This window comes from Campylobacter concisus (genome assembly GCF_002913545.1).
Lineage (GTDB): Bacteria > Campylobacterota > Campylobacteria > Campylobacterales > Campylobacteraceae > Campylobacter_A > Campylobacter_A concisus_AV.
On record NZ_PPBR01000090.1, the window covers coordinates 59,177 to 81,365 of the forward strand.

General features: G+C 40.6%; 24 protein-coding genes and 1 tRNA gene. 9 read left to right on the forward strand and 16 right to left on the reverse strand.

Annotation, left to right across the window (positions count from 1 at the left end):
- Window positions 1-35 precede the first annotated feature (35 nt).
- Window positions 36-740 (reverse strand): cytochrome c3 family protein, encoded by a 705-nt coding sequence (locus tag CYP05_RS05495; protein WP_004317340.1) that lies wholly within the window; start codon window positions 738-740, stop codon window positions 36-38.
- Window positions 737-1,174, reverse strand: a complete 438-nt coding sequence (locus CYP05_RS05500; protein ID WP_004317425.1) for a cytochrome c3 family protein — start codon at window positions 1,172-1,174, stop codon at window positions 737-739. The genes CYP05_RS05495 and CYP05_RS05500 overlap by 4 nt, the downstream gene beginning before the upstream one ends.
- 224 nt (window positions 1,175-1,398) lie before the next feature.
- On the opposite strand from CYP05_RS05500, the gene CYP05_RS05505 reads away from it, so the two are divergent.
- Window positions 1,399-1,474: transfer RNA gene (locus CYP05_RS05505), tRNA-Val, on the forward strand.
- A 573-nt stretch (window positions 1,475-2,047) separates the two neighbouring features.
- On the opposite strand, the gene CYP05_RS05515 is transcribed toward CYP05_RS05505, so the two are convergent.
- The 4 genes from CYP05_RS05515 to CYP05_RS05530 form a co-directional block, all read right to left on the reverse strand.
- Window positions 2,048-3,466, reverse strand: a complete 1,419-nt coding sequence (locus CYP05_RS05515; protein WP_012000977.1) for an alanine/glycine:cation symporter family protein — start codon at window positions 3,464-3,466, stop codon at window positions 2,048-2,050.
- A gap of 89 nt (window positions 3,467-3,555) precedes the next feature.
- The gene (locus CYP05_RS05520) at window positions 3,556-4,071 is read right to left on the reverse strand and encodes an ATP-dependent DNA helicase RuvA (RefSeq protein WP_103610386.1); all 516 of its coding nucleotides are present in this window, start codon (window positions 4,069-4,071) and stop codon (window positions 3,556-3,558) included.
- Window positions 4,072-4,111: 40 nt separating this feature from the next.
- Window positions 4,112-5,278 carry a replication-associated recombination protein A gene (locus CYP05_RS05525; protein ID WP_258031525.1) on the reverse strand — a complete coding sequence of 389 codons (1,167 nt, stop codon included), beginning with the start codon at window positions 5,276-5,278 and terminating at the stop codon, window positions 4,112-4,114.
- 20 nt (window positions 5,279-5,298) lie between these two features.
- Entirely contained in the window at window positions 5,299-5,829 is a 531-nt protein-coding gene (locus CYP05_RS05530; protein WP_103642232.1) for a pyridoxamine 5'-phosphate oxidase family protein, read from the reverse strand.
- Between the two features lie 79 nt (window positions 5,830-5,908).
- Between CYP05_RS05530 and CYP05_RS05535 the strand changes: the two genes are divergently transcribed.
- Entirely contained in the window at window positions 5,909-6,202 is a 294-nt protein-coding gene (locus CYP05_RS05535) for a hypothetical protein (protein ID WP_103610383.1), read from the forward strand.
- Between the two features lies 1 nt (window position 6,203).
- Here CYP05_RS05535 and ung read toward each other — a convergent pair whose 3' ends face one another.
- A complete protein-coding gene (gene ung, locus CYP05_RS05540) occupies window positions 6,204-6,896 on the reverse strand; it encodes a uracil-DNA glycosylase (protein WP_103642233.1) in 693 nt (230 codons plus the stop codon).
- A 63-nt stretch (window positions 6,897-6,959) separates the two neighbouring features.
- Between ung and CYP05_RS05545 the strand changes: the two genes are divergently transcribed.
- The 3 genes from CYP05_RS05545 to infC all read left to right on the forward strand — a co-directional run bounded on the left by CYP05_RS05545 (window position 6,960) and on the right by infC (window position 10,212).
- Complete coding sequence (locus CYP05_RS05545; protein WP_103642234.1) at window positions 6,960-7,535, forward strand: YbaK/EbsC family protein; 576 nt, start codon at window positions 6,960-6,962, stop codon at window positions 7,533-7,535.
- Between the two features lie 341 nt (window positions 7,536-7,876).
- Window positions 7,877-9,697, forward strand: a complete 1,821-nt coding sequence (thrS, locus tag CYP05_RS05555) for a threonine--tRNA ligase (protein ID WP_103573649.1) — start codon at window positions 7,877-7,879, stop codon at window positions 9,695-9,697.
- The gene (gene infC, locus CYP05_RS05560) at window positions 9,694-10,212 is read left to right on the forward strand and encodes a translation initiation factor IF-3 (RefSeq protein ID WP_087585065.1); all 519 of its coding nucleotides are present in this window, start codon (window positions 9,694-9,696) and stop codon (window positions 10,210-10,212) included. The genes thrS and infC overlap by 4 nt, the downstream gene beginning before the upstream one ends.
- 1,031 nt (window positions 10,213-11,243) lie before the next feature.
- Here infC and CYP05_RS05565 read toward each other — a convergent pair.
- The 3 genes from CYP05_RS05565 to CYP05_RS05575 form a co-directional block, all read right to left on the reverse strand.
- Window positions 11,244-11,429 carry a hypothetical protein gene (locus CYP05_RS05565; protein WP_103642235.1) on the reverse strand — a complete coding sequence of 62 codons (186 nt, stop codon included), beginning with the start codon at window positions 11,427-11,429 and terminating at the stop codon, window positions 11,244-11,246.
- A 378-nt stretch (window positions 11,430-11,807) separates the two neighbouring features.
- Window positions 11,808-13,166 (reverse strand): NADP-specific glutamate dehydrogenase, encoded by a 1,359-nt coding sequence (gene gdhA / locus CYP05_RS05570; RefSeq protein ID WP_103597829.1) that lies wholly within the window; start codon window positions 13,164-13,166, stop codon window positions 11,808-11,810.
- 169 nt (window positions 13,167-13,335) lie between these two features.
- Window positions 13,336-13,908 carry an SMI1/KNR4 family protein gene (locus CYP05_RS05575; RefSeq protein ID WP_103642236.1) on the reverse strand — a complete coding sequence of 191 codons (573 nt, stop codon included), beginning with the start codon at window positions 13,906-13,908 and terminating at the stop codon, window positions 13,336-13,338.
- 99 nt (window positions 13,909-14,007) lie between these two features.
- On the opposite strand from CYP05_RS05575, the gene CYP05_RS05580 reads away from it, so the two are divergent.
- On the forward strand, window positions 14,008-14,937 hold the full coding sequence (locus tag CYP05_RS05580) for a PQQ-binding-like beta-propeller repeat protein (RefSeq protein ID WP_103642237.1): 930 nt from the start codon (window positions 14,008-14,010) through the stop codon (window positions 14,935-14,937).
- A 40-nt stretch (window positions 14,938-14,977) separates the two neighbouring features.
- Here CYP05_RS05580 and CYP05_RS05585 read toward each other — a convergent pair whose 3' ends face one another.
- The 6 genes from CYP05_RS05585 to glmM form a co-directional block, all read right to left on the reverse strand.
- Window positions 14,978-16,417, reverse strand: coding sequence for an acetyl-CoA carboxylase subunit A (locus tag CYP05_RS05585; RefSeq protein ID WP_004317286.1), 1,440 nt, complete (start codon window positions 16,415-16,417; stop codon window positions 14,978-14,980).
- 117 nt (window positions 16,418-16,534) lie between these two features.
- Window positions 16,535-17,080, reverse strand: coding sequence for a hypothetical protein (locus CYP05_RS05590; RefSeq protein ID WP_103642238.1), 546 nt, complete (start codon window positions 17,078-17,080; stop codon window positions 16,535-16,537).
- Between the two features lie 9 nt (window positions 17,081-17,089).
- The gene (locus CYP05_RS05595; RefSeq protein ID WP_004317437.1) at window positions 17,090-17,524 is read right to left on the reverse strand and encodes a CopD family protein; all 435 of its coding nucleotides are present in this window, start codon (window positions 17,522-17,524) and stop codon (window positions 17,090-17,092) included.
- A 9-nt stretch (window positions 17,525-17,533) separates the two neighbouring features.
- Window positions 17,534-17,896 (reverse strand): NINE protein, encoded by a 363-nt coding sequence (locus tag CYP05_RS05600; protein WP_103642239.1) that lies wholly within the window; start codon window positions 17,894-17,896, stop codon window positions 17,534-17,536.
- Window positions 17,886-18,338, reverse strand: a complete 453-nt coding sequence (lspA, locus tag CYP05_RS05605; protein ID WP_103642240.1) for a signal peptidase II — start codon at window positions 18,336-18,338, stop codon at window positions 17,886-17,888. Before lspA ends, CYP05_RS05600 begins: the two co-directional genes overlap by 11 nt.
- Window positions 18,331-19,671 (reverse strand): phosphoglucosamine mutase, encoded by a 1,341-nt coding sequence (glmM, locus tag CYP05_RS05610; RefSeq protein ID WP_103642241.1) that lies wholly within the window; start codon window positions 19,669-19,671, stop codon window positions 18,331-18,333. Before glmM ends, lspA begins: the two co-directional genes overlap by 8 nt.
- Window positions 19,672-19,828: 157 nt before the next feature.
- On the opposite strand from glmM, the gene rpsT reads away from it, so the two are divergent.
- The 3 genes from rpsT to CYP05_RS05625 all read left to right on the forward strand — a co-directional run bounded on the left by rpsT (window position 19,829) and on the right by CYP05_RS05625 (window position 21,910).
- The gene (rpsT, locus tag CYP05_RS05615) at window positions 19,829-20,098 is read left to right on the forward strand and encodes a 30S ribosomal protein S20 (protein ID WP_004317319.1); all 270 of its coding nucleotides are present in this window, start codon (window positions 19,829-19,831) and stop codon (window positions 20,096-20,098) included.
- Between the two features lie 14 nt (window positions 20,099-20,112).
- Window positions 20,113-21,180 (forward strand): peptide chain release factor 1, encoded by a 1,068-nt coding sequence (gene prfA / locus CYP05_RS05620; RefSeq protein WP_004317452.1) that lies wholly within the window; start codon window positions 20,113-20,115, stop codon window positions 21,178-21,180.
- 310 nt (window positions 21,181-21,490) lie between these two features.
- The gene (locus tag CYP05_RS05625; protein ID WP_009295093.1) at window positions 21,491-21,910 is read left to right on the forward strand and encodes a TOBE domain-containing protein; all 420 of its coding nucleotides are present in this window, start codon (window positions 21,491-21,493) and stop codon (window positions 21,908-21,910) included.
- The last annotated feature ends 279 nt before the right edge of the window (window positions 21,911-22,189 follow it).

Sequence of the window (22,189 nt, forward strand, 5' to 3'; positions counted from 1 at the left end):
CTCAAAGTCGCTTAAAGAGCAGCAAAGCTTCTTTGTTAGCCAGCTAGACCGCCACCAGCTGGTTTTTTGGCGTCTTTTTCAGCCTTTTGTTTTAAAAATTCCTCTTCGTCTTTTGTAGGTTTGTACTCATCTTTGAAGAATTTTTGCTTAGTTTCGATCCTCTTTTCGATCATCTTTTTATCGTAAATTTTATACGATGGCTTCCAGTACTCAAGGTAGTTTCTAAAACCAGCGCCGTGACCTGCGTCATAGTGGCAGCTTACACATTTTAGCTCTTTATCGCTGCCAAGAAGCTTTTTGTAGTGCGCGTGCATCTTTTGAGCTTGCGCTGAAGTGTTGTTACTATCTATCACGTTTGTGTGGCAGCTTGTGCAGCCGTTGTCAAAGACGAAATGCTCGCGGTTTTTGAGATTTTTGTGCCAGTCAATAGCATTAGGATCGCCAAAGAAATGCACCCAGCCCTCTAAAATGCCATTTTTCGCCTTTGTTAGGGCGTATTTTGCGATGTTGTCATGCGGTATGTGACAATCCACACATCTTGCTTTGATACCAGTTTTGCCCTTGCCGCTGTGGATATCGTCGTTGTAGGCGATCACCATAGGATCCATCTCGTGGCAAACGATGCAGAATTTATCCCCACTCGTCTCATCAAGCGCGTAATGAACTGGCAGAACGACTAAAAATCCAACAATTCCGCTTATGAAGATTATAAGCGCTAGTAGTTTTTTTGAAATTTTCATGGTGTTACTCCGTTCATCCATTGTGGCACCTCGTGTTCATGGCACTCAGAGCACATGTTTGTAGATGGTTTGTGTTCGTTGTGGCACTCGTCGCAGTACAAAGTCGGACCATCGTGAACAGAGTTGTGAGGATTTGCCTTTAGAGTATCCATAAATTTTAGCCTCTGGGCTAAGAGCTTTTTACTCTTGTGACAGGATAGGCAGCCAGCGTCGCCGATCGCTTTAAATTTGCTAGGATCATCGCCCTGGTTTTGGTGACAATCAACGCAGTCAAAGCTTAGATGTTCGTGATGAGGTTTGATCTTATATTTGGCTCTTAGCTCATCAGAGACTACTACTTTTGTGACGTTTAGATCGCCCTTTGGCATATCGGCACCAAAGAGATGAAGCGAAAATAAACAGGCAAAAATAGCGATGAATTTAAGCTTATTCATACCCTTTTCCTTTCTTTTAAGATTTTATAAACATCAAATTTCAATGGAAAACTAATATTTTTACTTAAACTTATTTTTATAAAATTATAGTCCTTGTTTGATTAAATCTGCATTAATAATATTTTAGAGTGCTAAAATATAGACTAGTTTTATGCATTTGAATTTTAAAGAAAATGGCAATTAAGCTAAATAAAAAGGAAAATAAAATATAATTCCAAATCTTTGGTCCCGTAGCTCAGTTGGTAGAGCACTACCTTGACATGGTAGTGGTCGATGGTTCGAGTCCATTCGGGGCCACCATTTATTTTCAATCATTTTCAGTTTCTATAAGTATTTAAAAACAATTCATATAATAATTTTGCAGCAAAACAACGATACAAGATGTATCATTAGTTTTAGCAAGGAGCTAAATTTGCAATATCTCACTCACTTTGAGCCAAAATACTCACTAAAAACATATTATACCTATTTGACATTAGTGCTTGTGCCATTGGCATTAAACGTACCAAACGCAAACGTTTTTATATTTCTCTTAATAATGTTGTTTTTATATCGTCTGGGCTTTCATTTTGGGATAAAAATTTTAAGGATGTATGAGTTTATTGCTTGTGTAGATAAAAAAGCATAGATAGCCTAAAAATCTCTATAAATCAATCACTGGATGTAAATTTATTATTTGTAGTAACTATGGTTGTAATGTGCTTTTTCCATGAAATGATAGGTTTGGTGCTAATTATTCAAAGTGCTTTTGGAATTTGTGTAAATTTAACTTTAATTCTTTTTTCCTATCTTGTGTTTAAACTAATAAAGACAAAGTATCGTTGAAATTTCTTACTACATAAAATCAAAGATAGCTTTTTTAGTGAGATAAATCTACTTCAAATACTCTTTTACGTCGTACTCTTTGCCAGCGTCGTGATCTTTTAAAAGTTTAGCCACGACTGGGCTTAGAAGGATAATGGCGATTAAATTTGGCACAACCATAAGTCCGTTAAACATATCAGCTAAACTCCAGACAAAATCGACCTTTTGCAAGCTGCCTAAAAATACAAAAACAACAACTAAAATTTTAAAAATTTTAACCGCTTTTGCGCCAAAAAGGTAGCGCACGTTGATCTCAGCGAAGTAGTACCAGCCAATGATCGTCGTAAATGCGAAGAAAAATAGGCAGATCGCCACGAAGCTATAACCGCCAGTTTTGCCAAATATATGTGACGAAAACGCCTCTTGCACTAAGGTGATGCCAGTAAAGACCGCCTTGCCGTTTTCAAAGCTGATGACGTTTGCGGTTAGCACCACAAAAACGGTTATATTTAAGATGACAAAGGTGTCTATAAAGACGCTCATTATGCCAAGGACGGCTTGATCGACTGGGTGTTTGACGTTTGCAGCAGCGTGTGCATGCGGAGTCGAGCCCATGCCAGCTTCGTTGCTAAAAAGACCCCTTGCGATGCCGTATCTCATAGCAGCTGCGATGCTAGCTCCAGTTGCCCCACCCCAAGCAGCCGAAGGATCAAACGCAGCTTTAAATATTAGTGAGATCGCCTCTGGGATTTGGTGAAAATTTAATGCGATGATAACCACGCCAACAACGATGTAAAGTAGCGCCATTAGTGGTACGATCTTTTCAGCGACCCTTGCGATCGCCTTTACGCCACCTATGAAAATTAGCGCGCAAATGAGAGCCAAAAACGCCCCTGTTAGCCACTGCGGTATGCCAAAAGCACCGCTAAAGCCGTCTGATATGGAGTTTGCTTGAACCATATTGCCGATAAAGCCAAGTGCGATGATGATAGCGATAGCGAAAAATCCAGCTAGAAATTTCGCCCATTTGCCCTTTAATCCGCGGCTTATGTAAAAGGCTGGACCGCCTATCGTGTGGCCGCTGTCATCTTTCGTGCGGTAAATTTGAGCGAGGCAAATTTCAGCAAAATTTGTAGCCATGCCCAAAAAGGCTGCGCACCACATCCAAAAAATGGCTCCAGGACCGCCCATGATAAGCGCTGTGGTCGCACCCACGAGGTTGCCAGTGCCAACTTGTGCCGCGATAGCGGTTGCTACTGCTTGAAACGAGCTCATACCAGCCTTGCCAGCAGCCTCGCCGTGAAGTGAAAAATTTCCAAAAAGTTCGCCTAAACCCATCTTAAATTTAAAAATCTGAACAAAGCCAAGTCTAATGGTAAAAAATAGTCCAGTGCCGCAAAGTAGGGCGATGAGGAAGTATGGACCCCAAAGAAATGAATTTATACTTTCAACGCAGTTGTTTAAAATTTCAGCAAAATTTGTAGGCATTTTTTTAACTTTCGTGATTGATTTGGATTTAAGAAGTATATTTGAAAAAATATAAAATTTAAATTAACTACTAAAAAATCATACCCAAACTAAATTTTTACAAAAGCGCCCTGCAAAACCATGCGTGAGTAATAGTAAAAGCTGTAAAATAGCCTATCGTCGTAGCTCAGCTCGTCTTGATCTACGATATCAAGATACTTTGGCTCTAGCATTTGCTCCATCTTTACAAGCGGCTTTGCATGCTCAAGATGCTCTAGCTTCTCACAAATTTCAAGCATAAATTTAAAAAAGAGTTCAAGCTTACGCGAGATAAATTTAGCTGCATCGCCTTTTTCGCCTAGCGCACTTTTATAAATTCGCACTAAAAAAACGAGCGCAAATGGCGTTGCGTGCCAAAATGTCTCTTGATATTCACACTCACCAAAGATCTCATCAAGCAGCTCGCTAAGCTCTTTTTCATCAAATTTAGACTTTTTTACAGCCTTTGCAAGTGTGTTTAAAATTTGCGCAAAAAGCTCCGCCGTGCCGTAACTACAGCTTAGCTTCGCCCACGGCACCTCTTTTATCTTTAAATTTGCGATATATTTTAAATTTTGCTCGTTCATGCGCTTACCTTTTTAAATTTCGAAAGAACAAAGCCTAAATTTAGCCCTTTGACCTTATCTTTTCTAGCCACTCATTTAGCGTTTTTTCAAAGCCTATGCCCTTGCTTTTGTAAAAAACGAGCGGTTTTTCTAGGTATTTTTGCTCGACCCAGCCGCCAAAATCATGCGGATAAAGGTAGTCTTTGCTCTCTTTTGTGTGGTTTTTTAGATATGGTGGGATCTTTAAAATTTCCTCGCTTTGCACGTATCTTAGGGCGGCATTTATCGCGTTGTAGCTGGAGTTTGACTTTGGCGAGCTAGCTAGATAGACGGCGCACTGAGCCAGTATGATCCTAGCCTCTGGAAAGCCTATCTCTTTTACGACGCTAAGCGTGCTTGCGGCTAAATTTAGTGCATTTGGGTTTGCGTTGCCGATGTCTTCGCTGGCAAATATCGCCATCCTTCTAGCGATGAAGTCCGCACTCTCGCCAGAGTCTATGAGCCTTGCGAGATAGTAGATTACGGCGTTTTCGTCGCTTCCGCGCAGACTTTTTATAAAAGCACTTGCTAGCTCGTAGTGCGTGTCGTCCTCTTTTGCCCCCTCTTTTAAGGCGTTTTGGCGAAGTGTTTTTAAATTTTCTATACTCACATTTTCATCAAGCGTGATGGCAAATTCGAGTAAATTTAGCATAGCTCTTGCGTCGCCGCCGCTACTTTTAAAGAGATACTCTTTTGCTTCTTCGTCAATACTAAATGAAATTTGCTCTCTGATCTTGTCAAGAAGCTCCTCAAAATCGCCACTGCTAAGCGGTCTAAACTCAAAGAGCATCGAGCGACTTCTGATGCCTGAGCTTAGCGTGAAAAAGGGATTTTCCGTGCTAGCGCCGATGACTAGGGCTTTGTAGTTTTCCATGGGTATAAGCAGTGCTTCTTGCTGGGTTTTGCTAAGCCTGTGGATCTCGTCTATGAAAAAGAGTGGCTTATTTAGGGCGTTCTCGTAGTTTTTTAAAATTTTGCGAAAGTCATCTATCTTTAAATTTCCGCCGTCAAACTCGTAAAAGTCGTAGTTTGCCCCGCTTGCGACTGCCCTTGCAAAGCTCGTCTTGCCACAGCCTGCTGGACCATAAAATATGGAGTGCGGTATCTTGCTTGTGGCTATAAATTTTAAAAAGGCTGCTTTAACCGCCTTTTGTCCGCAAATTTCATCCAAGTTTTTTGGTCTAAACATCAGTGCAAGTGAGCTCAAATTTACTCCTTTACCGCTTTTGGCAAAATTTTAGCCTTTGCGCTAAGGTTCTCTATCTTTAGCTCGTAAATTTTCATATTTTTTAGCCCATACTCAGCCGCCACGTCAAATGTGCTCATCGCGTAGGCTGTATATTTTTGGCTGAGAATTTTTAAAATTTCATATCTCTTGGCTTCGTCTGTCACTTCGTAGGCTCTTGTTTTTGCGATGGCGCTTTTGTATTCAGTCGTAAAGACCTTACCGCCAAGCGCCTTGCCATCGTCCTTTATCGCCTCTAGCTCGCTATTATTTAGATGTGGGACCTTGTTGAAGCTAACGCAGACAAACTCCACTTTTCGCCCATTTTGAAGCAGTTTTGCCTTGCTACCAGCGGTCGCTCCGTGGACGAAAATGCTCTCACCAACCCTAACAGGCGAGATAGGCACGCTAAAAATTTCTCCCTCATCATCCACGCATGAAATTACCGCATATTCACATTCATCTATGATTTTTAAGCCATCTTCACGGCTTAACTCTCTATCTTTTCGTCTCATTTTTCATCCTTTTTTTACAAAATATTTTAAAATTTAAGTGCTTAAAGGCTAGTATAACGCAAAAATTTCAAGGAAAAATATGAAAAAATCTCTAATTTTTGCCCTTTTGCTGGGCGTAAATTTATTTGGTGCAAGCGATGTTTGCAAGGAGTATGTCAAGCAAAGTAGGCTCTATCTTGACGAGCTTTACGCCAAAGAGAGCAAGAAGCTTGCGGGTGATGAGAAAGCGCTAAGGCTTTTTGAGCTTAAATTTGATGAGTTTAAGCAAAGACAAAGCGGCCAAGAGGCGATGATAATGCAAAATAACGATGAGAAATTTTGCAAAAGCGAGCTTGAAAAGGTAAATAAGCTTCTTGATGAGCTTAAAAAATAGCTCAAATTTTAGCGTTTAAGTCCCACTCGATGGGCGTTTTGCCGTGGTTTGCTAGGTAGATATTTGCCTTTGAAAAGTGCCTGCAGCCAAAAAATGCCCCACGAGCTAGCGGACTTGGGTGGGCTGCTTCTAAGATGAGATGTTTGCTGGCGTCTATTAGCGGCGCTTTTGCCTTGGCTGGGTTGCCCCAGAGCATGAAAACCACGTTTTGTAAATTTTGGCTAATCTTTCTTATGACGGCGTCTGTAAAACCCTGCCAGCCAAAGCTAGCGTGAGAATTTGCCGCTCCAGCACTTACGCTTAAAGTCGAGTTTAGTAGCAGCACGCCTTGCTTTGCCCACTTTGTAAGATCGCCGCTATTTGGCTCTTTTATGCCAAGATCGGCGTAAATTTCTTTATAGATATTCACAAGGCTTGGTGGCACTCGCACACCACTAGGCACTGAAAAGCTTAGCCCCATGGCTTGATTTGCGCCGTGATATGGGTCTTGGCCTAGGATGACGACCTTTACGGCGTGAAACGGCGTTAGATTAAATGCGTTAAATATAAGCCCGCTTGGTGGATAGACGACGCCAGCGCTCTTTGCTTTTAAGAAATTCTCTTTGATGCGAGCGAAATTTTCACTCAAAAACTCATCTTTTAGCACCTCTTTCCAGCTTGGCTCGATCTTTACGTCATCTAAATTTATCTGCATTTTCCTGCCCTTTTTTTGTTTTAGCGGTATAATTTTAACTAAATTTATCCAAAGGAAAGAGCTGTGTCAGAGCAAATTTTTAATAAAATCCACGAGCTTCTTAGTAAAAATGGGGCTAAATTTAGAGTGATAGAGCATGAGAGTGCTAGGACTTCAGAGGAGGTCGCTAAGATAAGGGGCACTAAAATGAGTCAGGGAGCAAAGGCGCTAGTCTGCTCTATAAAGGGCGTTGATGAAGAGAAATTTAGGCAAATTTTTAAAGATGAAAATGTGCTAGATGGCTACTTGTTAGATGATGAAAAGCCAGCGATGAAGGCTGGTAAAATTTACTTGCTTGCGGTCTTGCCAGCTGACGAGCAGGCTGATCTTGACGCGCTTACGCAAAAATTTGATGGCAAAAGAGCGAGCCTTGCTAGTCCAGAGGAGGTTACAGCGCTTGCTGATTGCGTTTTTGGCTCGGTTCCACCATTTAGCTTTCATAAAAATTTGCACCTTGTCGTGGATGAAAGCTTGCTAGAGCAAAACGAGGAGATCGCCTTTAATGCAGGGCTTCTTGATAGATCAATCGTCCTAAACGCAAAAGACTACGCCAAAATAGTAAGACCAACTCTTGTAAAATTTGTGAAAGAAAAGTGCTAGGCTAACCACTTCCTAGCACTAAATTTGTCGGGAGAAAAATGAATTTAAGTAATGCAAAGACGAGAAATTGCTAAATTCATTTCAGGAGCAAATATTATCAGGGATAATCTTAAAATATAATAAATTATATTGATAAAATACGCATATTTTAGGGATATTTATCTTTATATATAAAAAAATATATTTTAAAATCCAAAAATTTTGGCTCAAATTTTAATAAATTTAAAAAGAATTTATAAAAATTTGCTTAGCAATTATTAAGTTTAGCTTAAAGCCCATTTCGATAAAATCCTTAATCGTTCTTTTATCGTAAAAAAGACAATTTGATATAAGGAAAAACAATGAGCGATATCATCGCATACAAACTAAATGGCGAAATAGTCGATACTCAAAGTATCGCAGGGCGTGAGAGTAGTGCTGAGCCTATCTATTTTGACAACTCAAAAGAGGCACTACACGTTATCAGACACTCCTGTGCACACCTCATGGCACAAGCTATCAAATCACTCTATCCAAAGGCGAAATTCTTTGTCGGACCAAACGTAGAAGATGGATTTTATTATGATTTTAGAGTTGATGATGAGGGCACGAAGCTAGGTGAGAGCGATCTAGCAGCGATCGAAGATAAGATGAAAGAGCTTGCTGAGAAGAAATTTGACATCGTTAAAACCTGCTCAACTAAAGCTAATATGAGTGAGAAATTTAAAAACGACGATCTAAAACAAGAGGTCTTAAAAAGAATTCCAGATGGCGAAGTGAGCAGCTACGCACAAGGTGATTTTGAAGACCTTTGCCGCGGACCACACCTGCCAAATACTAAATTTTTAAAATTCTTCAAGCTTACACGCGTGGCTGGTGCGTATCTTGGTGGCGATGAGAGCCGTGAGATGCTAACTAGAATTTACGGCACAGCTTACGCAGACAAAGAGAGCCTAAAAGAGCACATCCGCATCATCGAAGAGGCTAAAAAGCGCGATCACAGAAAGCTTGGCGTCGAGATGAAGCTATTTACATTTGATGAAGAAGTGGGCGGCGGTTTGCCTATCTGGCTACCAAATGGCGGACGCTTAAGATCAAAACTAGAGCAGCTCTTATACAAAGCCCACCGCGACCGCGGCTACGAGCCAGTGCGTGGTCCTGAGCTTTTAAAGGCTGACGTGTGGAGAAGAAGCGGTCACTATGCAAACTATAAAGAAAATATGTACTTTACAACGATCGATGAGACAGAGTATGGCATCAAGCCGATGAACTGTGTTGGTCACATTAAAGTTTATCAAAGTGACATCCGCTCTTACCGCGACTTGCCGCTTAAATTTTTCGAGTACGGCGTCGTACACCGCCATGAGAAAAGTGGCGTGCTTCACGGACTTTTCAGAGTTCGCGAATTTGCACAAGATGACTCACATATCTTTTGTATGCCAAGCCAGATCAAAGAAAATATCTTAGAAATTTTAAAATTTGCTGGCACAATAATGGAGAATTTTGGCTTCCACTATGAGATGGAGATATCAACCAAGCCAGCCAAAGCGATCGGTGGCGATGAAATTTGGGAAACTGCTACAAAAGCGCTAAAAGAAGCTCTTGATGAAAATGGCTTTAAATACGGCATCGACGAGGGCGGCGGCGCATTTTATGGACCAAAGATCGACATTAAGATCACTGACGCGCTTAAGAGAAAGTGGCAGTGCGGCACGATACAAGTCGATTTTAATTTGCCAGAGCGCTTTGATCTAGGCTACATCGACGCAAATAACGAAAGACAGCGCCCTGTAATGCTTCACAGAGCACTGCTTGGTAGTTTTGAGAGATTTATAGGAATTTTACTTGAGCACACTGCTGGCGAGCTACCATTTTTCATAGCTCCTACGCAAGTCGTCATCGTGCCTATTAGCGACGCGCATTTAGACTACGCAAAAGAAATTTCACGCGAGCTAAGAAAGATCAACGTCGATAGCGAGATCGCAAGTAAAAATGAGAGTTTAAATAAGAGAATAAGAACGGCAGAAAAACAAAGGGTGCCTATGATAGTCGTGCTAGGAGACAACGAGGTAGCGAACAAGAGCGTTGCGTTGCGCGACAGACAGGCTAGGACGCAGAGCGATATGAGCTTGGCGGAATTTATAAATTTAACGAAGGAGAAACTTAGTGAGGTACATTTTTGAGTAAGGAAAATGAAGTATTGCTCAATGAGGACATAAGGGCGAGAGAGGTAAGATGTGTAGGGGATGATGGCACGGCATACGGTGTCATCTCAAGAGATGAGGCTTTAGAGATCTCAAATAGGCTTGGGCTTGATCTAGTGCTTATAGCGCCAGATGCGAAGCCGCCAGTTTGCAAGATAATGGACTATGGTAAATTCCGCTATCAGCAAGAGAAAAAGCAAAAAGAGGCCAAGAAAAAGCAAAAAACCATCGAGATAAAAGAGATAAAACTCTCTGTCAAGATCGCCCAAAACGATATAAACTACAAGGTTAAACACGCAAGCGAGTTTTTGCAAGATGGCAAACATGTTAAATTTCGTGTATTTTTAAAGGGTCGCGAGATGAGCACCCCAGAGGCTGGAGTAGCCATGCTTGAGAAGGTATGGGAGATGATCAAAGATGAAGCTGACCGCGACAAAGAGCCTATAATAGAAGGTCGTTATGTAAATATGCTTGTAACTCCAAAAAAGGGTTAAATTCTCAAAAGAGCAGGCTAGGGCTTGCTCTTTTTCATTAAATTTTTAATACAAAAACTCACAAATAACTATTTCTCGAAAATTCTATCATTTTTATATTTGCTAAATTTACGCAAGGGCATTTGCGGTTGATGTGGCTTGTGAGTTTGTAAATTTAAGTGTTTGCGTGAGTGTTTGAAATCAAATTTTGTCTAATTGCAGGCTAAATTTGGTAAGAAACTTGATTATTTGTAGCTTAAATTTATCAAATTTTAAATTATCTTGTCCAAATTTGATTATCTTACTGTCACTTGCAAAAGCGCTGTGTCTAAAAGCTTCTTGTGAGTTTTAAATTTTGTTTTTTATATGCTTGTATGAGTGTTTTAGGTTAAATTTGCCTATGAGCTAGCTAAATTTGGCAAAGAGAATATCGTTTTAATGATGCTTTTTACAAAATGTTTTGACTACTTTTGGTTTTATGTGATAAGCAAATTTGGTAAGAAACTTAATTATTTATAGCTTAAATTTATCAAATTTTAATCTTTACTTAGCAGAATTTAATTATTTTGCTATCGCTCACGTGGGTTGCTTTGTTGAAATTTGACCAAGCAAACGCAGCCCATTAGAGTAAATTTGAACTTCTTGTGAGTTTGTAAATTTAAATGCGGTGCGAGTGTTTTAAGCTAATTTTCGCCTAATATCTAGCTAAATTTGGCAAGAGAAATATTGCTTTAATAATACTTTTTATGTGGTGACTAAATTTGATGAAAAATTTGCTTATTTGTGGGTTAAATGCAATAAATTTCAATTTTCGCTTACCAAAATTTATCCCACCTTTTTTCTGCCAACCCTTACAAGAGTGATTTGCTGAAATTTGACTGGGTGAAGCAAGCCACCTTTGTTGGAGTAAATTTGATAACCATCTTGAGAAGTTTATAAATTGATGGTGCGTGTGCGAGTTTTTAGGCTAAATTTAGTAAGAAATTCGCTTGTTTGTAGTTTTAAATTTATAAAAGAGATTTTAGGCTGGATGAGTCTAAATTTACTAAATTTCATAAGCCGTTTCTTGTCAAAAAAGTGTTTTTTATCTGCTTGAGAAATTTTAGGTCTTGCTCGCTTTCTGGCGGGATTTTATCATTTAGTCTTACTGTGCTGAAGTTGCAAGCGCTATGAAAAATCCTTAAAGTCGCTAGAAATTCATCTGCTACAAAGCTTCTTATTACCAAGCAGCCACGCATAGACCGCACCACATTGTGCAATCAAGCAAAATATCCAAGGATCTCCCACGGCAAAAACTTTCAATTTTGCTGCTCAAACCTCGCCACTCCACCATTTGCCGTCATATTAGTTCTTTTAGCAAAATTTATACTACAAGCTCTAAAAAAGTGGTCTGCTCGCCACCCTAGTGAAATTTAGTCAAGTTTCAAATTCCACATCCGCCACGCCATGCAAAAAACGAATACCGTATAAAATACTTCAAAGCAGTGTAAATTTGATAGCTTGCTAGTAAAATTTGCCGTGCAAAAGGCAAATTCTCTTTTAGCTAAACCAAGCCAGCCTTATATTGATTCACGTCCAAATTTGGCTTGGACGTAAATTTGCAGAGCGAAATTGGCCTACACATATCCTTGATCTATCATCGCATCAGCCACTTTTCTAAAGCCAGCAATATTCGAGCCAAGCACCAAGTTGCCCTCATCGCCAAACTCTTTACTCGTTTCATAGCTTAGCTCAAAGATGTGGTTCATGATGCCATGAAGTTTGCGATCGACCTCCTCGAAGCTCCACGAAGTCATGCCAGCATTTTGCATCATCTCAAGTCCGCTTGTGCCCACGCCACCAGCGTTTGCTGCTTTTGCTGGAGCAAAGTGAAAGTCTTTTTGCGCAAGCATGAAATTTATCGCATCAAGCGTGCTTGGCATGTTCGCGCCCTCAGCCACAAAGCGGCAGCCATTTGCGTAAAGCACTTTTATGTCAGCTAGGTGAAGCTCGTTTTGTGTCGCACATGGGAAGGCTCCGTCGCATGGCACGTCCCAGACGCCGTTTCTGCCCTCTTTGTATTCGCTTACGCTTACATATTTTGCATTTGGTCTAAATTTGGTGTATTCGCTAAGGCGAGCGCGTTTTACTTCTTTTAGCTCTTTAAGCACCGCTAGATCGATGCCCTCAGCGTCATAGACGTATCCATTTGAGTCAGAGACGGTGATAGGCAGTGCGCCTGCTTGATAGAGCTTTTCGACCGTGTAGATGGCGACGTTTCCGCTACCGCTGACGCTGCATTTTTTGCCCTCAAGCGATAGACCAGCTTTTTTTAGCATGTTTTGAGTGAAATATACTAGTCCGTATCCAGTAGCCTCTGTGCGCGCTAGACTGCCGCCCCAGTTTAGCCCCTTGCCAGTTAGGATGCCATCAAATCTGCCAGTTAGTTTTTTATACTGGCCAAACATATAGCCGATCTCTCTAGCGCCCACGCCGATGTCGCCTGCTGGCACATCCACGGTGTTGCCTATGTGGCGATATAGCTCGCTCATAAATGCTTGGCAAAAGCGCATTATTTCGCCCTCGCTCTTGCCCTTTGGATCAAAGGTGCTGCCGCCTTTTGCACCGCCGATATTTACGCCAGTGAGCGAGTTTTTGAAAATTTGCTCAAATCCAAGAAATTTTAGCACACCAAGATCGACGCTTGGGTGGAGCCTTAGACCGCCCTTGTATGGGCCAACAGCTGAGTTAAACTGCACGCGGTAGCCGTTATTTACCTTTGGTCTGCCATCGTCGCCTGTGTATGTCACGCGAAAGATCACCGTGCGCTCAGGGATGACTATGCGCTCTAGGATCGCGTGTTTTTGGTACTTGCTCTCTCTTTTGATAAGCGGCTCTAGGCTGTTTAAAACCTCAGTCGCAGCTTGGACAAAGACGCCTTGACCTGGGTTGGTCTTCTTTATCCACTCCATCGTTTGTTCGATGTACTCGCTCATTTTTGCTCCTTTTTCCTTTTTTTGTAGTTAAATATTAACTCGGCTAGAAAAAATTTTTATTTAAAGATATTTTAATATTTTTATTTTGGTCAATGAGTGTTACATATCGAAACTAAATTTATAAAAAGTGGTTTTTGCTTTGGTTGCTAGGGTAAATTTATAAAATTTACTAAATTTGCGCCATCTCTTGCCAAAAAGAAAGTGCTGTGTCGTCTGCTTGGACAAAATTTAGGATATTCTGGGCTGATGGCATGGCTTCATCATTTAGCCTTGCTATATAGGTGCTGGCAAGCGCTATGAAAAATTTTTCAAAGTCACTCGCAACGCACCTGCTGCAAAGCTCCTCATCTTCAAGTAGCCACGCATAGACCGCACCACTCGTGCAATCAAGCAAAAATATCCACGGATCGCCCACGGCAAAAACTATCAAATTTGCTGGGCGAGCCTCGCCACTCCACCATTTGCCGCCAAACTCATCTACGCTGTTTAGGCGCACTAGCTCGCTTGCGTAGTCGCCTCTTGAGCCAAAGCTGACATTGCAAATTTCAAAGTTGCCAAGCTCAAATTTGCTTAAAAGCTTTGTAAATTTGGCTGGGAAATTTACGCCAAGGCTCTTTTGTGCTTGCATAAACGCCAAAGCGTCCTTTTGCGGCAAAAGTCTCATACCAGTTATGCCCTCTTGCTCTAGCGGCAAGAAAATTTGATCTAGTTTTTTAGCGATCTCGTCTAATTTTAAAAACATATCGCTCCTTAAATTTGCTAAATTTGGCAAATTTTATCAAATTTAGCCTAGTGCGCTTTTAAATTTGGGTTATAATCGCCATAAATTTAAGGAGCTAGCGTGGTTAGATCATATCCTCTTGATATGCCTGGCGTGGAGTTTCGCGGACACGGCGTGACTGGCATTTATGAGATGGGTGAGCGCATTGCATTTGTGCATTTTGCTTTTGGGGTGCCTAGCGAGCTAGAGATAGCTCAAAAACTAACGCCAAACTACGTGCTACTAGATACATTTTCACGTGACTTTAGCGAGCATAAAAGATCAACACTTACCTACAAACAAAGCGAAATTTTTATAGCTAGCAGCGCGCGTTGCTACCCAGAAAATGGCTACTTCGTGCTAAATACTAGATACTACAAGGGCTACATAAACTCCCCAGCAAAGCTTATAAAGATAGATAACGGGCTGATGAGCGAGCTCGGCGTTGCTAAGGAGCCTGTAAAAGAGATATATAACGACACTAAAACGTATGAATTTGATGGTTTTTGCGTGCGCATGAGCTCGCCATTTATGATGGAGTGCAAAGAAATTTTGGGCGGTGCAGAGTTCAAAAGTGAAGCAAAAGATGAAAATTTAAACGCTAATTTGCCGCCCAAAGAGCAGGGCGCAAGGATAGGCAAGACCATCTGGCGGCTAAAGCTTGGTGCATATCTCTACACGCCAGTTTGCCTGAATGATGGGGTGCTTTACTTTGGCACTGCTGGCAAGGGCGGAGATCTATACGCCGTGGATGCAAAAAGTGGTGAGGTGATGTTTAAGTTTAAAACCAGCGGCACGGAGCATTTTGTTTGGATCGAGGGTCAAATTTTGCTCGCAAACCGCAAAAATAAGCCAGTTTTGATAAGCGCTAAAGATGGCTTGCTATTAAAAGAGATAGAGTTTGAGAAATTTAGACTTAGCGCAGATCAGATCATGCTAGTAAGCGGTGGCAGGCTCTATGCTGTGGCAAATGACGGAGCTAAAATTTACGCAGTTTGCGCGGAAATTTAGCCTTGGCGAAATTTATCGCCAAAGCCGCAATAAGATAAATTTATCTCTTCTTTTTATATCTTTTTATCGCCTCTACGATGACCTCTTCTAGGTCGTCATTTGGCTCTTTGTTCATATCATCATAGGTGTTTTCAAGGATAGTTTTTAAGTTTTTCTCAACGTAGCTAGTATCGAAAAATCCTCTTCTAAATTCCTTACTTTTGCTGATCGTTAGCAAAAATGGAATGATCGTTCGCACGCCCTCGATAGTAAATTCTTCAAGTGCTCTTTCAAGCTTATTTACAGCAAGATCGTAGTCGGTTGCTTTGACGATCAGTTTTGCGATGAGTGAGTCGTAAAATGGCGGTATGGTGTAGTCTTTATAGACGTGGCTATCGACGCGCACAGATGGGCCAAGAGCTGGGTAGTAGCCCTCGATCGTGCCTGGTGCTGGGATGAAATTCTCCCAGACATTTTCAGCCGTGATCCTGGCCTCTATCGCGTAGCCGCGTGGTTTGATATCGCTTTGCTCGATCTCTAAAATTTCACCAGCTGCGATCCTTATCTGCCTAACGACAAGATCATGGCCTGTGATCTCTTCAGTGATGCCGTGCTCCACTTGGATACGAGTGTTCATCTCCATGAAGTAAAAGTTATTGTAGTCATCTAGCAAAAACTCGATCGTTCCTACGTTTGAGTAGCCCACAGCCTTTGCAGCAGCCACTGCGGTCACGCCCATGATCTTTCTTAAATTTTCGCTAATCGATGGGCAAGGTGCGATCTCGATGATCTTTTGGTGGCGCCTTTGGATAGAGCAGTCACGCTCGCAAAGGTGGATGATGTTGCCGTAGTTATCGCCTAAAATTTGAAACTCGATGTGGCGAGGATTGACGACAAGCTTCTCCATAAAAACTTCGTCGTTGTTAAAGTATGCTTTTGCCTCTCTGGTGCACGACTCAAAGGCATCTTGCATATCTTCTTCTTGCCAAACCTCCCTGATGCCACGGCCACCACCACCACCACTTGCTTTTAAGATGACTGGATAGCCGATGCGTCTGGCGTGCTCTTTTATGGCATCCATGCTCTCATCATTTAGCTTTTCAGTGCCTGGCACTATTGGTATGCCGTTTTTCTTCATCAGATATCTAGCGATGTTTTTATCGCCCATTTTCTTGATGACTTCAGCCTTTGGACCGATGAAGATGAGCCCAGCGTCCTCAACCGCCTTTGCAAATTCGTAGTTTTCGCTTAAAAAGCCGTATCCTGGGTGAATGGCGTCAGCCCCGCACTCTTTAGCAAGCTTTACGATCGCTTTGGCGTCAAGATAGCCTTTGATCGGATCTTCGCCCACTTGATAGGCCTCATCAGCGATCCTGACGTGTAAGCACTCGCTGTCTGGTGCTGTGTAAATTCCTACGCTTTGGATGTGTAAATCCCTACAAGCTCTGACTATCCTAACTGCGATCTCACCACGATTTGCGATAAGAATTTTATGTATCATAGGCTATCCTTTTTGAGTTTTTCTTATCATATAACTATTCGTTTTATTTTTAGATAAATTTGTTAAGTCTGGTTTTAAAATTTGAGTGCAAAAGGCTAAATTTACACTCAAATTTCTTTATTTGCTGATGATTTGGGGAAAAGGTGTGGCTAGGGCTTTTTTGCTAAAGTCTTGCGACTCGATCGTGAAATTTGTAGCAAATCTTTGAATGCCCTCTTTTTTATAAGCACGCCTTTGGATGGTGAAAAGGACTAAATTTCCGCCTTGTTTGGTGTAGCGATATATCGAGTGCTCGGCTGTTGGCACGCCATTTAGGTTTGAAAATATCGTGATATCAAGATAAATTTCATTTGCCAGCGAGCCCTTTTTATAAGCCACTTTTAGCCCTTTTGCTTTTAGCTCTTTTAGATCATTTATCTTTTGCTCGACCGCTTGCTCTGGCGTAGCGTCAAATTTAAGGGTATTTAGCGAGAGCATGTAGCTAAAACTATCTAGCTTCTCGCCAGGGAGCAAGTACTCCTGCGTGAATAAATTTGGCACAGGCTTGGCTGAGCCTGCTAGCGAGTAGAGTCTGTTGTCAAATTTTATCTGCATCGGCTCAAAATACTGAGTAGCTGCGATCAAAAGCGCTGGCAAAGCGATAAATGCTAAAAATTTCTTCATCAAATTCCTTTAAAATGGATTTACTATCATTACCCAGATGATGATGAGCATCGCGATAGTTGGCACTTCGTTGTAAGCTCTAAAGAAGATGCCACTTTTGTTACAGCGCTTTTCTTTGAGCTGCTTCATGTAGCGTCCAAGGTCTAGGTGATAGATAGCCATTAAGATGACAACTAAAATTTTGACGTGGATGTGACCAGTTTTTATAAGATCAGGCATCGCGATAAGTATCAAAATGCCAGTGACAAATGAGCCAATCAGTGCGACCCAGCCGATGTAGTGATACATCTTGTACTCCATCACCTCAACCACTTTTACAAAGTCTGGCTTGTCCATATTTTCTACGTGATAAACGTAGAGCCTTGGCTGATAAAACAGCACTGCCATCCACGAGATGAAAAACAAATAGTGGAGGTATTTTAAGTAAAGATAATATTCTGCCATAACGTCTCCTTATCTAAAAAGTATCTCTTTTCTAGCTTCAAATTCAGCCTTGCTGATCGCACCACTCTCAAAAAGCTCGTAAAGCCTTTTTAAGTCATCTTCTTTATCTTTTAGTTTTAGTCTCTCTTTTAGCTCGGCCTTTTGTAAATTTTTCTCGACGTAAGCACCAACTAAAAATGCGTCGATAAGCCACCAAACGCCCCAGATAGCTAAGAATGGTATGCCTATAATGAAATAAAACGTAGAGTAGCCAACGAAAAATAACCCCATCATCAAAAAGCCAGTGATAAATTTACCAAGGTAAATTCTATGCACTCCAAGCCAGCCAGTAAGTAGCCAAAGTGCGTATGCGACGTAGATATTATTTCCCACTCTCTCTCCTTTTTCTAAAACTTTGCCAAAGTATCATCACAACGCAAAGATCGATCATCACATCAGCGAAGTTAAAGACTGCAAAGTTAAACCACTTGTGCCAAAAGACATAATCCACGACGCCGCCATGGATAAATCTATCTATGATGTTTGAGCTGCCAGCTCCTAGCAAAGCTCCAAGCCAAATGGCATGCGAGCAAAGCAGTTTTTTCTCAACGACTAGATAGACAAAAACGCCTAAAATGAGGGCGATCTGGATAAATTTAAGCCACTCATCTAAAAAGGCAAACATCGAAAATGCAACGCCCTTATTATATGTAAGAACTAGCGAGAAAAACTCGCCATCCCACGAAAAACCATCTATAAATATCATCTTTATCGCTTGATCAACGATAAAAATGAGAAAAAACGCTATGAAAAATTTAATCAAATTTTTACGCATTTAGGGCTTTTATAAAAAATTTCTCAACTTCATCCATGCGTTTTTCAACTAAAGTTTGATTTTTACCCTCAAGCAAAAGTCTGATCAAATTTTCAGTGCCAGAGTATCTAAAGAGCGATCTTATGCCCTCTTTTGCTAGGCTAGCCTCAAGCTCTTTTAGCCCCTCTATCTTATCAAGCGGCTTTTTCTCTGTGATCTTTAAATTTAGCAAAATTTGTGGATACGGCTTTAGCTCACCAAAAATTTCACTAGCTTTTTTGCCTTTTTTAAGCATCATTGCAACAACTTGCATCGAAGTAACAAGACCGTCACCAGTCTTAGCGTAGTCGTTAAAAATGACGTGACCGCTTTGCTCGCCACCAAAATTTATGCCATTTTCTTTCATCATCTCAAGCACGTATTTATCGCCTACGTTTGAGCGAAGTAGCTTGATCTTGCGAGCTTTTAGATAGTCATCAAGCGCGGCATTACTCATCACCGTAGCCACGATGGCTCCACCTTTTAGAGCCTTTTGCTCGTGTAAAAATGCAGCTAGTGAGCCAAGTATCGCGTCGCCATGCACAACTTCGCCGTTTTCATCGACAACGACAAGTCTATCAGCATCGCCGTCAAATGCAAAGCCGATGTCTGCACGAAGCCTTTTTACCTCGCTCGCTAGATCTTCTGGGTGAAGTGCGCCGCAGTTTTGGTTGATGTTGCTACCATTTGGCTCATTGTTTATGACGATGACATCAGCTCCAAGCTCGCTAAATACAGTTGGCGCGACCTTGTAAGCTGCTCCGTTTGCTACATCTAAAACTACTCGTAAATTCTTTAAATTTAGCTCTTTTGGGAATGAATTTTTGATCTGCACGATATATCTGCCGATAACATCGTCGATCCTCTTGTTTGCACCGATCTCTGTCATCGTCTTTTGGGCGTTTGCGATGAGCTCATCGTCGTAGAAGATTTTTTCTATCTCGGCCTCTATCGTCTCATCAAGCTTGTTGCCAAAGCTATCAAAAAATTTGATGCCGTTATCGTAGTATGGGTTGTGTGAGGCGCTTATCATTATGCCAGCGTCACAGCGCATATTTTCTGTTAAAAATGCGATCGCAGGTGTTGGCATAGGGCCTATTTGAAGGACGTTGTAGCCAACTGCAGTTAGCCCTGCAACGATGGCGGTTTCGATCATATAGCCACTTTTTCTTGTATCTTTTCCAACCAAAATCACATTTGTCGCTGAGGTCTTTCTAAAGTAAATTCCAGCAGCCATTGCAAGGCGCATAGATGTTTGAGCTGAAAGCTTTTCGCCAGCCTTACCACGAACTCCGTCTGTTCCAAAAAGTTTCATCAATTTATCCTTTTTATTATAAAATGGTGCTATTTTATCAGAAATTATCAAATTTAAAATCTAAAATTTTATTTGTTTTAAAGCAGACTTAAATTCAGTTACAATTAAATATATTTTTCATATAATCACGGACTAAAATTATCAAAAAAGGTATATTATGGCAAACCATAAATCTGCTGAAAAAAGAGCTAGACAAACTATAAAAAGAACAGAAAGAAACAGATTTTACCGCACTAGACTTAAAAACATCACAAAAGCAGTGCGTGTAGCTGTAGAAGCTAAAGATCTAAATGCTGCAAATGAAGCTTTAAAAGTTGCTAACAAAAGCATCCACAGCTTCGTAAGTAGAGGCTTTTTGAAGAAACAAACTGCTGCTCGTCGCGTTAGTCGCCTTGCTCAATTAGTAAATACTCTAAAAGCTGCTTAATCTATTAAATTTTAATGTTTGCTGATAAACTTCATCCATTTTTGGATCGCTATGATGAAATTTCTACGCTTCTGAGCGATCCAAATATAGCAAACGATATCGAAAAGATGACAAAGCTCTCAAAAGAGCAATCATCTATCGAACCAGTCGCAACTGCTGCAAAAAAATATCTACAAATTCTAAACGACATCGAAGAGAATAAAGCCTTACTTGAGGATTCTGAGCTTGGCGAGCTTGCAAAAGATGAGCTTAAAAATTTAGAAATTTCAAGAGAGAAGCTTGAAGAAGAGATTAAAATTTTACTTCTTCCAAAAGATCCAAACGATGACAAAAATATATTTTTAGAAATTCGCGCAGGTACTGGTGGTGACGAGGCTGCGCTATTTGTTGGGGATCTTTTTAACGCTTACATCAGATATGCAGAGCTTCGTGGATATAAATTTGAGATCGTTAGCCAAAGCGAGGGCAACACTGGCGGCTTTAAAGAGATCATCGTGCTCATAAAGGGTAAAGGTGCTTACTCAAGGCTAAAATTTGAAGGTGGCACACATAGAGTTCAGCGTGTGCCAGAGACTGAGAGTCAGGGCAGGGTGCATACTTCGGCTGTGACTGTGGCTATCATGCCAGAGGTTGAAGACAGCGAGATCGAGATCAATCCAAATGATATAAGAGTTGATGTTATGAGAAGCTCGGGCCACGGCGGTCAGTCAGTAAATACAACCGATAGTGCCGTTAGGATCACTCACATACCAACAGGACTTGTTGTCACAAACCAAGATGGCAAGAGCCAGCACAAAAACAAAGAAGCTGCGATGAAGGTGCTAAAAGCTAGACTTTACGAGATGCAAGAGCAAGAGAGGCTTGCTAAAGAGACTAGCGAGCGCAAGAGTCAGGTCGGCACTGGAGACCGCTCAGGCAGGATAAGAACTTATAACTACCCACAAAACCGTATAAGTGATCACCGCATAAATTTAACACTTTACCGCCTTGATGCGATCATGGCTGCAGGATTATTTGACGAGATCATCGAGCCGCTTATCACTCACTATCAAGCAGAAGCTATGCTTGAGGCTGGCATCTAAGCGCAAAATTTATAAATTCTCACCAAATCATTAAAAATCAAAAATCTACAAACTAAGATCTAAAATCATCTGATTTTGAAACGATCTTATTTTGTCTGTTTTATAATAAAAAATAATATTATTCATATATTTTTCAAAAATAATTTAAATTAAATTTTTAGATTTTAGTTCATTTAATGCGATATTTTGGGCTTTGGTAAATTATAAATCTTTACTTGTGATATTAAAAAATTTTATTGATTGATCATAAGTTCGCATTAATAATAATACTCTATAATACCCAAACATTAAATCAAAATAAGGAGAAAATATGTCACTAAGTGCAAGAAATCAACTAAATGTTGAGATATCAGAAGTAAGAACAGGTGCGGTAAATTCGCTAATAGCTGGCAAACTAGCAGGTGGCGAGGTGCTAAAAGCAACTATTACAGTTGATAGCGAGAAAGCTCTTGATCTTAAAGTTGGTAAAAAAGCTATATTCTTATTCAAAGCTTCAAGCGTTATCGTTTCAAAAGACGACAGCATCAAGCTTAGCGCAACAAATCAAATCAAAGGCGTTGTCAGTGAGATAAAAGACGGCGCTGTAAATGCTGAGGTTATCATCGACGCAAATGGCAGCAAAATTTCAGCTATCATCACAAGAGAGTCAGTTCATAATTTAGCTTTAAAAGCAGGCGACAAAGTAACTGCTATCATCAAAGCAACTCAAATCATAGTTGGTGTTAAATAATTTTCGGGGCAAATTTGCTCCGATCCTCTCCTTTTAAACTAATTTATAAACTTAAGCTAATATCCAAAACCAAATCCTAAAATCTCTCATAAATTTTTCAAAACACAAAATTTAATTAATACTTATTTTTTGTAAATTTAAAAATAAAATCTCCAAATTTTATACTAAATTTACTTTAATTGCCTATATAGCGTAAATATAAAGTCAAATTTGAATAAGAATAGTGTCAATAAATATTACCAAACTACGCTCTAATCGCATTTAGCTTTATTAAAGTAT

Excerpts from the sequence above, each read along its gene's own strand:
- ung (WP_103642233.1), bottom strand. The coding sequence starts at position 6,896 with ATGCAGATAAATTTAGATGACGTAAAGATCGAGCCAAGCTGGAAAGAG.
- CYP05_RS05625 (WP_009295093.1), top strand. The coding sequence starts at position 21,491 with ATGTCACTAAGTGCAAGAAATCAACTAAATGTTGAGATATCAGAAGTA.
- thrS (WP_103573649.1), top strand. The coding sequence starts at position 7,877 with ATGAGCGATATCATCGCATACAAACTAAATGGCGAAATAGTCGATACT.
- CYP05_RS05595 (WP_004317437.1), bottom strand. The coding sequence starts at position 17,524 with ATGGCAGAATATTATCTTTACTTAAAATACCTCCACTATTTGTTTTTC.
- CYP05_RS05590 (WP_103642238.1), bottom strand. The coding sequence starts at position 17,080 with ATGAAGAAATTTTTAGCATTTATCGCTTTGCCAGCGCTTTTGATCGCA.
- glmM (WP_103642241.1), bottom strand. The coding sequence starts at position 19,671 with ATGAAACTTTTTGGAACAGACGGAGTTCGTGGTAAGGCTGGCGAAAAG.
- CYP05_RS05495 (WP_004317340.1), bottom strand. The coding sequence starts at position 740 with ATGAAAATTTCAAAAAAACTACTAGCGCTTATAATCTTCATAAGCGGA.
- CYP05_RS05525 (WP_258031525.1), bottom strand. The coding sequence starts at position 5,278 with ATGTTTAGACCAAAAAACTTGGATGAAATTTGCGGACAAAAGGCGGTT.
- CYP05_RS05530 (WP_103642232.1), bottom strand. The coding sequence starts at position 5,829 with ATGAGACGAAAAGATAGAGAGTTAAGCCGTGAAGATGGCTTAAAAATC.
- rpsT (WP_004317319.1), top strand. The coding sequence starts at position 19,829 with ATGGCAAACCATAAATCTGCTGAAAAAAGAGCTAGACAAACTATAAAA.
- CYP05_RS05520 (WP_103610386.1), bottom strand. The coding sequence starts at position 4,071 with ATGAACGAGCAAAATTTAAAATATATCGCAAATTTAAAGATAAAAGAG.
- CYP05_RS05575 (WP_103642236.1), bottom strand. The coding sequence starts at position 13,908 with ATGTTTTTAAAATTAGACGAGATCGCTAAAAAACTAGATCAAATTTTC.
- gdhA (WP_103597829.1), bottom strand. The coding sequence starts at position 13,166 with ATGAGCGAGTACATCGAACAAACGATGGAGTGGATAAAGAAGACCAAC.
- CYP05_RS05535 (WP_103610383.1), top strand. The coding sequence starts at position 5,909 with ATGAAAAAATCTCTAATTTTTGCCCTTTTGCTGGGCGTAAATTTATTT.
- CYP05_RS05515 (WP_012000977.1), bottom strand. The coding sequence starts at position 3,466 with ATGCCTACAAATTTTGCTGAAATTTTAAACAACTGCGTTGAAAGTATA.
- CYP05_RS05500 (WP_004317425.1), bottom strand. The coding sequence starts at position 1,174 with ATGAATAAGCTTAAATTCATCGCTATTTTTGCCTGTTTATTTTCGCTT.
- CYP05_RS05565 (WP_103642235.1), bottom strand. The coding sequence starts at position 11,429 with ATGCGTGGCTGCTTGGTAATAAGAAGCTTTGTAGCAGATGAATTTCTA.
- lspA (WP_103642240.1), bottom strand. The coding sequence starts at position 18,338 with ATGCGTAAAAATTTGATTAAATTTTTCATAGCGTTTTTTCTCATTTTT.
- CYP05_RS05585 (WP_004317286.1), bottom strand. The coding sequence starts at position 16,417 with ATGATACATAAAATTCTTATCGCAAATCGTGGTGAGATCGCAGTTAGG.
- prfA (WP_004317452.1), top strand. The coding sequence starts at position 20,113 with ATGTTTGCTGATAAACTTCATCCATTTTTGGATCGCTATGATGAAATT.